The 12,568-nt window shown below is 70.1% G+C and carries 13 protein-coding genes; 4 read left to right on the top strand and 9 right to left on the bottom strand.

What is annotated here, in order from left to right; translation table 11 throughout:
• Positions 1-64 precede the first annotated feature (64 nt).
• The 5 genes from GQ56_RS0117055 to GQ56_RS0117035 all read right to left on the bottom strand — a co-directional run bounded on the left by GQ56_RS0117055 (position 65) and on the right by GQ56_RS0117035 (position 4,761).
• The gene (locus GQ56_RS0117055; protein ID WP_031399804.1) at positions 65-649 is read right to left on the bottom strand and encodes a thiamine phosphate synthase; all 585 of its coding nucleotides are present in this window, start codon (positions 647-649) and stop codon (positions 65-67) included.
• A gap of 22 nt (positions 650-671) precedes the next feature.
• Positions 672-2,015, bottom strand: coding sequence for a hemolysin family protein (locus GQ56_RS0117050; protein WP_031399803.1), 1,344 nt, complete (start codon positions 2,013-2,015; stop codon positions 672-674).
• 76 nt (positions 2,016-2,091) lie between these two features.
• Positions 2,092-2,871 (bottom strand): sensor histidine kinase, encoded by a 780-nt coding sequence (locus tag GQ56_RS0117045; RefSeq protein ID WP_031399802.1) that lies wholly within the window; start codon positions 2,869-2,871, stop codon positions 2,092-2,094.
• Between the two features lie 67 nt (positions 2,872-2,938).
• Positions 2,939-3,862 (bottom strand): DMT family transporter, encoded by a 924-nt coding sequence (locus tag GQ56_RS0117040; RefSeq protein ID WP_031399801.1) that lies wholly within the window; start codon positions 3,860-3,862, stop codon positions 2,939-2,941.
• A gap of 41 nt (positions 3,863-3,903) precedes the next feature.
• Positions 3,904-4,761 (bottom strand): LysR family transcriptional regulator, encoded by an 858-nt coding sequence (locus tag GQ56_RS0117035; RefSeq protein WP_031399800.1) that lies wholly within the window; start codon positions 4,759-4,761, stop codon positions 3,904-3,906.
• A 115-nt stretch (positions 4,762-4,876) separates the two neighbouring features.
• Here GQ56_RS0117035 and GQ56_RS0117030 point away from each other — a divergent pair, with 115 nt between their 5' ends.
• The 3 genes from GQ56_RS0117030 (at position 4,877) to GQ56_RS0117020 (ending at position 7,906) form a co-directional block, all read left to right on the top strand.
• Positions 4,877-5,260, top strand: coding sequence for a tautomerase family protein (locus tag GQ56_RS0117030; RefSeq protein ID WP_031399799.1), 384 nt, complete (start codon positions 4,877-4,879; stop codon positions 5,258-5,260).
• 126 nt (positions 5,261-5,386) lie between these two features.
• Positions 5,387-7,021 carry a CHAD domain-containing protein gene (locus GQ56_RS0117025; RefSeq protein ID WP_031399798.1) on the top strand — a complete coding sequence of 545 codons (1,635 nt, stop codon included), beginning with the start codon at positions 5,387-5,389 and terminating at the stop codon, positions 7,019-7,021.
• Between the two features lie 48 nt (positions 7,022-7,069).
• Complete coding sequence (locus GQ56_RS0117020) at positions 7,070-7,906, top strand: TOBE domain-containing protein (RefSeq protein WP_031399797.1); 837 nt, start codon at positions 7,070-7,072, stop codon at positions 7,904-7,906.
• 151 nt (positions 7,907-8,057) lie between these two features.
• On the opposite strand, the gene GQ56_RS0117015 is transcribed toward GQ56_RS0117020, so the two are convergent.
• The 4 genes from GQ56_RS0117015 to GQ56_RS0117000 all read right to left on the bottom strand — a co-directional run bounded on the left by GQ56_RS0117015 (position 8,058) and on the right by GQ56_RS0117000 (position 11,147).
• Positions 8,058-8,759, bottom strand: coding sequence for a sulfate/molybdate ABC transporter ATP-binding protein (locus GQ56_RS0117015; RefSeq protein WP_031399796.1), 702 nt, complete (start codon positions 8,757-8,759; stop codon positions 8,058-8,060).
• 64 nt (positions 8,760-8,823) lie between these two features.
• Complete coding sequence (modB, locus tag GQ56_RS0117010; protein WP_031399795.1) at positions 8,824-9,501, bottom strand: molybdate ABC transporter permease subunit; 678 nt, start codon at positions 9,499-9,501, stop codon at positions 8,824-8,826.
• Between the two features lie 10 nt (positions 9,502-9,511).
• Positions 9,512-10,312, bottom strand: a complete 801-nt coding sequence (modA, locus tag GQ56_RS0117005) for a molybdate ABC transporter substrate-binding protein (RefSeq protein ID WP_031399794.1) — start codon at positions 10,310-10,312, stop codon at positions 9,512-9,514.
• A 136-nt stretch (positions 10,313-10,448) separates the two neighbouring features.
• Entirely contained in the window at positions 10,449-11,147 is a 699-nt protein-coding gene (locus GQ56_RS0117000) for a phosphatase PAP2 family protein (protein ID WP_031399793.1), read from the bottom strand.
• 248 nt (positions 11,148-11,395) lie between these two features.
• On the opposite strand from GQ56_RS0117000, the gene GQ56_RS0116995 reads away from it, so the two are divergent.
• Entirely contained in the window at positions 11,396-12,505 is a 1,110-nt protein-coding gene (locus GQ56_RS0116995) for an extracellular catalytic domain type 1 short-chain-length polyhydroxyalkanoate depolymerase (protein WP_031399792.1), read from the top strand.
• The last annotated feature ends 63 nt before the right edge of the window (positions 12,506-12,568 follow it).

The following is a 12,568-nucleotide window of genomic DNA, read 5'->3' as shown; positions in this document are numbered from 1 at the left end:
AGCGGGCAGGCGTCCGGACGGTCGGGCGCGCCTGTCTCCCGCCGCGTCGCGCGAAAGCCCCTGGCTACCAGAACCCGCGAATGCCCGCGATGCCGTATGCGCCGTGACGGCGTGCGTCGTCGAGGTGGGCGCGCGTCATGCCGCCGAGCGCGAAGACGGGCATCGCGGCCCGGGCGGCCAGCGTGTCGAATTGCGTCCAGCCGAGCGTCGGCGCGCCGGGATGGCTGAGCGTCGGCAACACGGGCGACAGCGTGACGAAGTCCGCGCCGGCGCGCGCGGCCAGCAGCAGGTCGTCGCTTGTATGGCATGCGGCGGACACCCATCGTCCGGCCGGCAACGGCCGCTGCGCGGCGGCGCGCAACGCGGTGCCGTCGAGATGCCAGCCGGCGCCGTCGAGCCGCATCACGCCTGCCGCGTCGACCGGGCCGTTCAGCATCAGGTGGGCGCCGGCCGCGCGGCAGCGCGCGAGTGCCGCGACGGCGATCGCCGCGAACGCGGCCGCGTCGAGTGATTTCACGCGCAGTTGCACGAGCGTCTCGCCGCGCGCGAGCACGTCGGCCAGCCGGTCGAGGAACGCCGCGCAATCGGCCGCCGACGCGGAAGCTGGCTCCGGCGTGATCACGCAGCAGCGCGGCAGCGCGGCGGTCATCGCACGCGGCGAAGCGGGGCCGTCATTCGTCGGCCTCTTTCGCGATCTTCGGATAGACGCGCACGAGCACGATGCGCGGCCCGTTCATCTTCTTCACGACGACGTCGAAGCGGTCGAACGACACGCGCTGCCCTTCGGTCGGCAGGTCGTTGAGCGCCTGGATCACGAGGCCGCCGACCGATTCCGCGCGGCCTTCGTCGATGTCGATGCCGAGCGCCTGTTCGAGCGACACGACGGGCAGGCTGCCCTTGCCCATCAGCGTGCCGTCGTCGAGGCGGCTCCAGTCGGCGTCGCCCTGGCGGAACTCGTCGTGGATCTGGCCGACCAGCGCGCCGAGCAGGTTGTCGAGCGTCAGGAAGCCGATCGGCTTCTCGCCCTTGTTGCCGACCAGCGCGAAGTGCGGCGCGCCCTTGCGGAAGCGGCGGAACAGGTCGAGCGCCGGGGTGTCGGGTTTCACGTACTGCACGGGGCGCACGTAGTCGGACAGGTCCTCGAGCGCCGCGCCGGCGTGACGCGCGAGCAGCAGGTCCTTCAGGTGGATCAGCCCGCTTACCTGTTCGCGCGACGCATTCTCGAACAGCGGATAGCGGCTGAAGCGGTGCCGCGCGACGATCTCCATGTTGTCGGGCAGCGGCAGGTCGCGCCGCAGGCCGATCATTTCATGGGCCGGCCGCATCAGGTCCGACACGGTCATCGACGAGAAATCGAGCGAATGCGCAAGCGTGTTCCACTCGTCGTTGCTGTACGTGCCGCGCGCCGGCTGGGCGGCACTGCCGGCCGTGCTGCGGCGGCTGCGCAGGATCAGCTTCAGCTCGTCGGTCGAGTAGTGCGCGTCGCTGCCGTGGTCGGCGGACAGCCCCGCGAGCCGCAGCACGGCGTTGGCGCTGTTGTTGAGCACCCAGATCGCCGGGTACATCGCCCAGTAGAACGCATACAGCGGCAGCGCGACCCACAGGCCGACCTTCTCGGACTGGCGGATCGCCATCGATTTCGGCGCCAGCTCGCCGACGACGATGTGCAGGAACGAGATCAGCGAGAACGCGAACACGAGCGAGATCAGGTGCACGACGCGTTCGGACTGCACGCCGATCAGGTCGAGCAGCGGGCCGAGCAGTTGCGCGAACGCCGGTTCGCCGACCCAGCCGAGGCCGAGCGACGCAAGCGTGATGCCGAGCTGGCACGCGGAAAGATACGCGTCGAGCCGGCCGTGCACGATGCCGAGGATGCGGCCGCGCAGGCCGTGCTTGCGGGCCAGTGTCTTGACGCGCGTGGCGCGCAGTTTGACGAGGCCGAATTCGGCCGCGACGAAGAACCCGTTCAGGGCCACCAGGAACAACGCGCCGATGAGCGCGAAGATCTGTAACAAAGAATCGCTCCGGTTATGACAGGCTCATCAGTATAGAGCCAGAAAGGTATTCGTAATGTATTGGGCGGCCGATTGCTTACACCGGCGCCTCGCCCGGGATGGAGAACGCGATGGCGGCCGTTGCGCCGTCGGCGAACGCGTCGTGCGAGAACGCGCCGCCGTGGGCGAGCGCGACGCGCTGGCAGAGCGCGAGCGTCCAGGCGATCCGCTTCGCGTCGCGCTCGCGCAGCATCTCGCGCCGGGCGAACGGTTCGAACGCGTGCGGTTGTGCGGGATCGGCGAGCGCGTCGGCGTTCACGAAGCAGGCGGCGCGTGCGGTGAACCGCGCGCCGTCGCGCGTGCACGCGAACGTCACGCGGCTTCCGGCGGCGCTGGCCTCGACGGCGGCCGTCAGCATCGTCCAGAGCGCCTGTGCGATGCGTTCGCGATCGGCCGTCAGCACCGGTTCGCCGTCCGGCAGCGTTGCGTCGAGCGCGACCTGACGCGCATCGGCGAGCGCGAAGCGGACGAGCGCGATCGTGTTGTCGAGCAACTCGCGCAGCGCGAACGACTGCCGCGCGAGGGCAAGCATGCGGGTTTCCGCGCGCGGCGCGTCGAGCACGTCGTCGATCAGCGCGACCTGCTGGTCGATCCCGGTCCGGATGCCCGCGAGCGCGCGCTGCAGGTTGGGGTCGGCGTTGGCGAGCTGGCGCTCGAGCACGTAGGCCCAGCTGTGCATGGCGTTGAGCGGGCTGCGCAGGTCGTGCGACGCGGTGGAGAGCGCGTGGTCGCGCAGGAACAGCGCCGCCTGGGCGGCGTAGTGCGCTGCGCGTTCGCGCAGCAGGTCGGCGGCGGGATCGACGGAAGTGGACGTCACGGAGCTGGCCTGTCGGAAGCGGTTGGCGTGGCAGTCACGCGAACCGCCATTATAGGGACGGTGCGTGTCACGCCGGCAGCGCGTCCTCGTCCTTTTTCCGTGCGTCGCCGTTCGGCAGCAACTGGCACGCGAGCAGGCCGGCCAGCATCAGCGCGCAACCCACGAGCGCGCGCAGCGTCAGCGTTTCGCCGAGCGCGGCCCAGCCGGCGATCGCCGCGAATACGCCTTCCATGCTGAAGATCACGGCCGCATGCGCGGGCGCCGCGTCGCGTTGCGCGACGACCTGCAGCGTATAGCCGACGCCGACCGACAGCAGTCCGCCGTACAGCAGCGTCGGCAGCGCGCCGCGCAGCATCGCGACGCTGACCGGCTCGACGGCGAGGCCGATCGCGAGGCACAGCGCGCCGCACACGACGAACTGCAGGAAGGCCAGCACGAGCGGATCGTGGCGCTTCGCGAAATGACCGACGGCCATCACGTGCGCGGCGATGATCACGGCGCCGGCGAGCTGGAACCAGTCGCCGTACAGCACCGAGAAGTGCTCGTCGATGCTGAGGAAATACAGGCCGATCGCCGCGAGCAGCGCGCCGAACCACGTGCCGGCGCCGATCCGGTGTCGCGCGAATACGCCCATCAGCGGCACGATCACGACGTACAGCGAGCTGATGAAGCCCGCGTTGGCGATGCGCGTGTACTGCAGGCCGATCTGCTGCAGCGAAATCGATACCGCCAGCAGCCCGCCGAGCGCGAGGCCCGGCAGCAGCAGCGCCGGCTCGCGGCGGATCGCCGCGAGCTGGGCGCGCGATGCCGCGTTGAAGTTCAGCAGCGGCACGAGCACCAGCGCGCCGAGCAGGAAGCGCAGCCCGGTGAACAGGAACGGCCCGATCACGTCGAGGCTCAATCGCTGCGCAACGAAAGCCGAGCCCCATATCGCGGCGGCGGCGAGCATCAGCAGGTTGGCGCGGAGGTGCTTGCGGGCGTCGGGCTTCATCGGAATTCTTCTGGAGATTGCGGGCGGCGGAACCCGATACTTTACGCCGAGATTGCAAGGCTGTCGGCAAACCTGCGCAACGCGGCGGCCGCGCGAGCGTCGCGCACCCGCGAATACAGCACGACCTGTGACAACGGCAGCGGCGGCAGCCCGAATTTCGCGCCGACGTCGACCAGCGTGCGCGGCGCGACACGCCGCGCCAGCGGGCAGACGGCGAGCCCCGCCGCCGCCGCCGCGGTGACCGCCGCGACGCCGCCGCCGGTAAAGCGCTCGCGCCATGGCTGGCCGGCACGGTCGAGCGCCCGCAGCGCGGCCGCCCGCACCCCGCACGGGCCGGCCAGCACCGCGAGCGGCAGCGGTTCGCCCGCGCGCGGCGCCCAGTCCGGCGCCGCGAGCCAGGCCAGCGGTTCGGCAAACAGCAGCGTGCCATCGTCGCGCGGCGGGTCCTCGCCGGGTTCGTGCCGCACGATCGCCGCGTCGAACCGGCGTTCGTCGTATTGCGCGAGCAGGTTCGTCGACGTGCCGAGATGCATTTCCAGCGACAGCCCCGGGTCCTGCCGGTGCAGGCTCGTGAGCACGGCCGGAAGGTCGGGCACCGCGACGTGTTCGCTGACGCCGAGCGACAGGCGGTGCGTGCCGGCCGAAATCGCGCCGAGCGCATGGTCGTGCGCGTCGAGCAGCGCACGCGCGGCCGGCAGGAAGTTCTCGCCGTCGGCGGCCAGCTTGACGACGCGCGGCGTGCGCGCGAGCAGCGGCTTGCCCAGATGCGTCTCCAGCCGCTTCAGCTTCAGGCTGACGGCCGACTGCGTGATGCCGAGCGCGTCGGCGGCGCGCGTGAAGCTGGCGAGATCGGCAACCAGCACGAACGCGCGCACCGCATCGAGGTCGAGTACTTTCATTTCAAATATAAATGGATGAAATATTCATCGATGACTGTTCATTATAGATCGATGCGCCTAACCTGATCTTGCGTTTCCGTTCTTCAACGTCAACCTCACCGACAGGAGCAGCACCATGCCATTCACCCGTATCGCCGTGCGCGAAGGCAAACCGGCCGCGTATCGCGCGGCGCTCGTCGACGGCGTGCATCGCGCGCTGATGCAGACGTTCAACGTGCCCGAGGACGACATCTTCATGGTCGTGACCGAGCATGCGGCCGAGAACTTCGTGTTTGGCCGCCATTACCTCGATATCGAGCGCAGCGACGATCTCGTGATGATCCAGATCACCGCGAACAACACGCGTACGCTCGAGCAGAAGCGGGCGCTGTACCGGACGATCGCGGAAAACCTCGCGCAGCGGCCCGGCGTACGGAAGGAGGATGTCTTCATCGGCCTGGTCGAGGTGTTGAAGGAGGACTGGTCGTTCGGCAACGGCCTCGCGCAATACGCCGTTTGACGCACGACACGTCGACAGGGCCGGATCATCGACGGCGCGTTTTTGCGGCGTGTACTATGGAAGCCGGTTCGCAGGCTACGCCGGCGCGGTCGATGCGCCGGCGCTTTCTCATGTGAAGGAGCTTCCATGTCGCGTGTGCTGGAAATCGTGTTGTCGCTGTCGCTGGAAGGTTGGCCCGTCAAGGCCGCAAGCCGCGCCCGTGGCGCACAGCGCGATTTCGGCGCCGAACTCGTGCGTGCATGGCGGATCTGCCCGCAGGTCCGGATGCGCCGCGGCCACGAGTGCGTGACGATCGAGCCGTGCCAGGTCGAGGAGGCCGAGCCGAGTCCCGGCGCAAGCTGGTGGACCTGGGTCGAATCGGGCGCGCAGGGGCGGCGGGTCGTCGCGTCCCGCACCGAGGCGTTCGCGCCCGGCGTCACGCAGCGCGAACGGTTCGACGCGGAACATGCGGGCATCGCCGTCGCGACGCCGTCGCCTGCGACCGCGACCGCCGCTGCGGCCGATGCCGATGTGCCGGTCGGCGACGTCGACGGCACGGCGCCGGAGGCTGCCGCGCCTTCGGACGCCGGCGTGCAGCCGGAATCGTCGGCGTTGCGCCTCGTCAGCGACCGGCGTCGCGGGCGCTGGGCCGACGATAGCGGCGTCGTGGTCGAGATGACGCTAGACGACGTCACGCTGCACGACGGCGGCGCGCCGCCGCGCCGCTACGTCGAGCTGCGCCTCGCCGCGCCCGACTGGGAAACCCAGGCTGCGCGCACGGCCGCGCTGCACGCGTTGTTTGCCGCGGCGCGCGAACTGAGCGGCGCGTGGCCCGCATTCGTGCAACTGACGAGCGTGCTCGATCGCGCGTGCGCGGGCGAGCCGCCCGCCGTCGGGCCGGTCAAGGCGCAGCCCGTCGATCTGGCCGGCGTGCGCACGCAGCGCGCCGCGCTGTTTGCGCTGTCCGGCGACATCACCGCGCAATGGCTCGGCAACGAGGGCGGCGTACTCGAACACGACGATCCCGAATTCGTGCACCAGATGCGTGTCGCGCTGCGCCGCCTGCGCACGCTGATGCGGTTCTTTCCGAGCTTTGCCGACCGCCAGTGGCGGGACACGCTCGGCGTCGACCTGCGCTGGCTCGCCGCGCTGCTCGGCACGGTGCGCGACTGGGACGTGTTCACGACCGAGAGCCTGCCCGCGCTGATCGCGGCCGACGGCGGCGACGGCGAATGGAACGGAACGCTCGACGCCGCGCGCGCGCAGTGCGCGGCCGCGCGCGTCGAGTTGCGGCAGGCGCTGCATTCGGCCCGCTACGCGCGGCTGTCGCTCGGCTGGCTCGAATGGCTGGGCACGCTCGCGCTGCCGCAGGCCGACGACGGCGACGCCCCCTCGCTGCGGCGCCACGCGACGAAGCGCGTGCGGCGGCTGTTCGGCCATCTCTACGCAACACCGGCGCTCACGTCGCTGGACACGGCCGCGCGCCATCAGGTTCGGATCGACGCCAAGCGGTTGCGCTATGCGCTCGAATTCTTCGCGTCGCTGGCGTCGCGCCGCACGCGCACCGAGACGGTCAAGACGCTTACCCGCGTGCAGGGCGTGCTGGGCGAGGCGAACGACACGATGGTCGCGCTCCACCATCTCGACAAGCTGGCGGCGCCGCCGTACCAGCTCGGCTTCGTGCGCGGCTACGGCGCGGCGCTCGAGCAGCGCGCGGCGCGCGACGCCGAGGCGCTGCTGACCGGCCTGCGTCCGCCGAAGCTCGACGGCAAGCCGGGTTGAGCGGCGCACGCTGACTATAATGGCCGACCGTTTTTCGCACGCATCCCGATGACCGACGCCCCGCATGTTTCCCCGTCCGCCGAGCCGCTCGAACTGGGCGGCGAGCTATGGCTGCGCGCGGGCGAGCAGACGCTCGGCGGCGCGACGCGCATCGCGCTGCTCGCGGCGATCGGCGACACCGGTTCGATCACGCGCGCGGCGAAGGCCGTCGGCCTCAGTTACAAGGCCGCGTGGGATGCGGTCGACACGATGAACAATCTCGCCGGCGAACCGCTCGTCGTGCGCTCGACGGGCGGCAAGGGCGGCGGCGGCACGACGCTGACGCCGCGCGCGACGTCGCTGATCGCCGCGTTCCGCACGATCGAGCGCGAACATCGCCGTTTCATCGAGGCCGCGAGTGCGGCGGTGGCCGGGTTCGACGTCGACTGGGCGCTGATCGGCCGGATCGGAATGAAAACCAGCGCGCGCAACCAGTTGTTCGGCAAGGTCGCGTCGATCGTGCGCGGCGCGGTTAACGACGAGGTCACGCTCACGCTGCCCGGCGGGCAGCCGGTCGTCGCGGTGCTCACCCACGAAAGCGCCGATGCGCTCGGCCTGCGGGCCGGCACGGACGCGTGCGCGCTGGTGAAGGCGTCGTGGGTCGTGCTCGCGATCGACGAGGGCGGGCCCGAGCCGAAGGTCTCGGCGCGGAACCGGCTGCGCGGTTGCGTGGAAACCGTCGCGGCGGGCGCCGTGAACAGCGAGGTGACGCTGGCGCTCGACGGCGGCGGGACGCTGACGGCCGTTGTCACCCACGACAGCGTCGACGCGCTGCAGCTCGACGCCGGCCGGCGGGTGATCGCGCTGTTCAAGGCGTCGAGCGTGATCCTCGCGGTGACGGGCTGACGAAGGAGGGCCGCGCGGCGCCGGCGCGAGCGTGCGAGGGGCGGAACGAAGCCGGCGTCGCACGGCGTGCGCCCGACGCCGGCTCCGTTTCCGTTTTCAGCAGGTGCCGCTACGCGCGGCCTCTCTCTCAGGCTCCCTCAAACCTACGCGTTCACGCAACGTGCGTCGGCCACTCGGCGTGCGGCGGGGCCGCCTGCACGCGTCCTTCGCTCAACTGCACGACCTGGTCGCCGAACGCGGCGACGTCGTCGGGATCGTGCGAGATCAGCACCATCGGGATATCGAGCCGCGCCTGCAGTTCGGCGAGCTCATGGCGCATGCGCTGGCGCATCGCGCCGTCGAGCGCCGAGAACGGCTCGTCGAGCAGCAGGATCCGCGGTTGCGCGACCAGTGCGCGCGCAAGCGCGACGCGCTGCTTCTGCCCGCCCGACAGTTGCGCCGGATACTGCCCCGCGAGCGCCTCGAGGTCGAATGCGCGCAGCCAGTACGCGACTTCCGGCGGCACCGTTTTCGCGCGCGGGTTGCGCAGCCCGGGCGTGAGCCCGAACGCGATGTTCTGGCGCACGTTCAGGTGCGGAAACAGCGCGTAGTCCTGGAACAGGTATGCGACGCGGCGTTCGCGGGTCGGCACGTCGATGCGGCGCGCGGCGTCGAACAGCGGTTCGCCGTTCAGCACGATCGTGCCTTCGTCGGGCGACAGCAGGCCGGCGATCGCCTGCAGCGTCATGCTCTTGCCGGCGCCGGACGGCCCGAACAGCACGACCCGCTGCGTCGTCGCCGTGAACGACATGTCGAGCGTGAAGCGGCGCTCGGCGTTCGCGTAGGTCTTGCGGATGTCGACGACGAGGCTCATGCGGACCTCCGTCGAAGCCGCGGGGCTGCCGGACGGGGCCGGCCGTGCGGATGGGCGCGGCGCGTCATGTGAGCTGGCTCCGTCGCGCTCGCGACGGCACGAGCCAGCCGGCCGAGAGCAGCACGAGGATGCAGGTGATCGACGTCACCAGCACGAGGAAGTTGGCCGTGCTGTCGTCGCCGGCCTGCACGGCCGCATAGATCGCGACCGACAGCGTCTGCGTGCGGCCGGGCAGGTTGCCCGCGATCATCAGCGTCGCGCCGAACTCGCCGAGTGCGCGCGCGAACGCGAGCAGGGCGCCCGCGAGAATCCCGCGTGTCGCGAGCGGCAGCGTCACGCGAAAGAAGATGGCGGCTTCGCCGAGCCCGAGCGTGCGCGCCGCGCGTTCGAGATGCGGATCGACGCCTTCGAACGCGGCCCGCGCCGATTTCAGGATCAGCGGGAACGCGACGACCATCGATGCGATCACCGCGCCCTGCCACGTGAAGACGAGCTCGATGCCGAGCCGGTCGAGCCACGCGCCGAATACGCCGCGCCGGCCGAGCAGCACGAGCAGGTAATAGCCGAGTACCGTCGGCGGCAGCACGAGCGGCAGCGTCAGCAGCGAATCGACGACGTCGCGCAGCGGCGAGCGCCAGCGCGCGAGCGCGAACGCGGCCGCGACGCCCAGCACGAGGTCGAGCGCGGTTGCCCAGCCGGCAACCTTCAGCGACAGCAGCAACGGGACCCAGGCGCCTTGCATCGCGATACGCTCACTTGCTCGCGGGCTTGAAGCCGAACGTCGACAGCACGGCCTGGCCTTGCGGCGACGTCACGAAATCGACGAACGATTGCGCCTGTGCGGCGTGGCGGCTGTCCTTGACCACGGCGATCGGGTAGGTGATGGCCGTCTTCGTCGGCACCGTCAGCGCGATTTTCACGCGGCCCGGCATGACCGCGGCGTCGGTGCCGAACACGAAGCCCGCGTCGACTTCGCCGCGCGCGACATAGTCGAGGCTCTGGCGCACGTTCGCGGCCAGCACGCCCTTCGCGCTGATGGCGTCCCACACGCCGGCTGCCCGCAGCGCGCCTTCGGTGTAGCGGCCGACCGGCACCGACGCCGGATCGCCGTACGCGATGCGCTTCACGCCGGGCGCGGTCAGGTCGTTCAGCGACGTCGGCGCGGCCGCGCGGCTGTCCGCCGGCACGATCAGCACGAGCGAGTTCGCCGCGAAATCGCGCCGCGTGCCGGGCACGATCACCTTTTCGTCGGCCGCGCGATCCATCGCCTTCTGGTCGGCCGATGCGAACACGTCGGCCGGTGCGCCCTTGGCGATCTGCTGCATCAGCACGTCCGACGCGCCGAAGTTGAACAGCACCTTGGTATCCGGGTGCTGCTTCTCGTATGCATCGCCGACGGCCTTGAATGCGTTCGTCAGGCTGGCGGCGGCCGACACGACGAGTTCGTCGGCGGCGGAAGCGGGCGCGCTGAACCCGACCCCGGCGGCAAGCGTGACGATCGGCAACAGGCGAAGCAGGGTGCGGCGAAGCGGACGGACGGTCGAGGAGCGCATGGCAGGTTCGTTCGATTGGATGGAAACCGTAATCGTAATATAGGGCGGGTTATAACGCTCGACATACCGCTCATGCGACGGCGCGCATGGTCATGTCAGACGTGAAAGCGGACAGGCGTGACGGCCGGGCGGCCCGTCACGTGCGCAGCGTGTGCAGCGACGATTCGGTGCGCTGCAGCGGCGACGGCTGCGACGCCGGACGGTAGTTCGGGTTGGCTTTCCAGCGTGCGCGGACGAACGGGCGCTCGTGGCCCGACAACTGCAGCGCAACCTTGGTGACCCAGCGATGCGACGGCACCGTGATGCCGTGCAGCGCGACGGTGACGAGCGCGAGGCTCGTGACGACCGCCGGCACCGACCAGCGGTGCGGCACCGCGCGCCACGAGCCGGCGATGAACACGAGCGCGGCGATCGCGCCGACGATGCAGCCGGTGATCGATTCGGACGGCGAATGTGCGTCGAGCGCGACGCGCGATACGCCGACCGCGATGCCGGCGGCGAGCCCGAGCGCGATGCCGGCGATCCGCAGCGGCGCACGCGTGCGGATCAGCGCGAGGAAAATCGCGACCGGATAAACCGACGTCGACAGCATCGCATGGCCGCTGAATCCCGTGAAATCCCACGCACGGATGCCGATCCCCCAGCCGAGAAAGGCGATCTTCGTGAGCGCGACCACGCCGATCGCGGCGGCGAGCACGCCGAGCCACGCGGCGGCGCGCCGCCACGAGTAGCCGAGCGCGAGCCAGACGGCGATCGTGATCGCAAGCGGCAAGGTCAGGCCGGCGCCGCCGAACGCGGTGATCTTGATCCACAGGTGAGACGACAGGTCGAACATCGGGAAGGGGACGAACGAAGGCGGGGAAGATGCTTAAATCAACGCGCGAGCCGGAAAGAACGACTACAACGGATACAAGCGGCGAAGTCTCAGTATAGCGCCGCGTGTGCATAAGGCCCGCATTTTGCGGCGCCGGGAACTATCCGCATGCAGGAAAAATCCCAGAAACAATGTTATGGTGCATTGCACAAAGACGAGCGATGCACCTGTTGTGGTGCCCCTATTTTTCCTGACTGCGAGCCCGATCGATGACCAAAAGTCTGACCAAGGTGTGGCTGGGCGGTGTGAAACGCATGCTGTCCCCGGCCGCCAAGCGCGCGACGCGCGATGCGCAACGGATTACGCGCGACGCGCTCGAGGTTGCGGTTGCGTCCGCCGTATCCGAGTTGTCGCCGCCGCGCGAATCGCGCGTGCGGCCGCGCGCCGCCGCATGGGCGGCGGGCGAGTGGACGCGCGGCGAACATCCGATGGCGCCTGCGCTCGGGCGCCTCGTCCAGCATCTCGCGTACGGCCTCTACGTGCCGCCCGGCCGCCGGCGCGGCGCGATGCCGCTGGTCGTGATGCTGCACGGCTGCCAGCAGTCCGTCGACGAATTCGTGCAGGGTACGCGCATGAACCTGCTGGCCGACAAGCACGGCTTCGCGGTGCTGTATCCGGAGCAGTCGCTGCGCGCGCATGCGCACGGCTGCTGGCACTGGTATGAGGACACCGACCGCGCGGGCCGTGGCGAGGCGAATGCGGTGGCGTCGCTCGTCGACGCGCTCGTCGACGAGCGCGGTTTCGACGCGTCGCGCGTCTACGTCGCTGGGCTGTCGGCCGGCGCGGGGCTCGCGTCGCTTCTCGCACTGCACCATCCGGACCGTTTCGCGGCGGTGGCGCTGCATTCGGGCCCCGCGCTCGGCGAGGCGAACTCCGGCATCACCGCGATGGACGTGATGCGGCGCGGCCTGCGGCAGAATCCGGCGGCGGCGATCGACGCGCTGGTCGATGCCGGCGCCTATCCCGGCATGCCCGCGCTGATCGTCCAGGGCGACGGCGACCACGTCGTCGCGCCGAAAAATGCCGATCAACTGGCGGTGCAGTTCATGCGCCTGAACGGGCTGGCCGACAGCCGCGGCGCGCTGCGCGGCGGCGAGCGGGTCGAGACGCACGACGAAGGGGCGCAGATCACGGACGTGTGCCGCGACGGCGAGCCGGTGGTGCGGCTCTGCCATGTGAAAGGGCTTGATCACGCGTGGTCCGGTGGCGACGAAGCCGTGCCGTTTCATGCGGCGGTCGGCCCCGATGCGAGCGCGATGATCTGGGCCTTTTTCGAGGCGCAGCGTCGGGCTGTGGCGAGCGAACGACGCATCGTCTGATCGACGCTGGCCAAGAGCTAGGGTTTTCCCTATAATTCGGGAAAACCCTAGTCAAAGAACCCT

It is taken from the genome of Burkholderia paludis (genome assembly GCF_000732615.1).
In the GTDB taxonomy this organism is placed as follows: Bacteria; Pseudomonadota; Gammaproteobacteria; order Burkholderiales; family Burkholderiaceae; genus Burkholderia; species Burkholderia paludis.
Note: the sequence above shows the minus strand (reverse complement) of the source record. Positions and strands in the feature narration are given on the sequence as shown.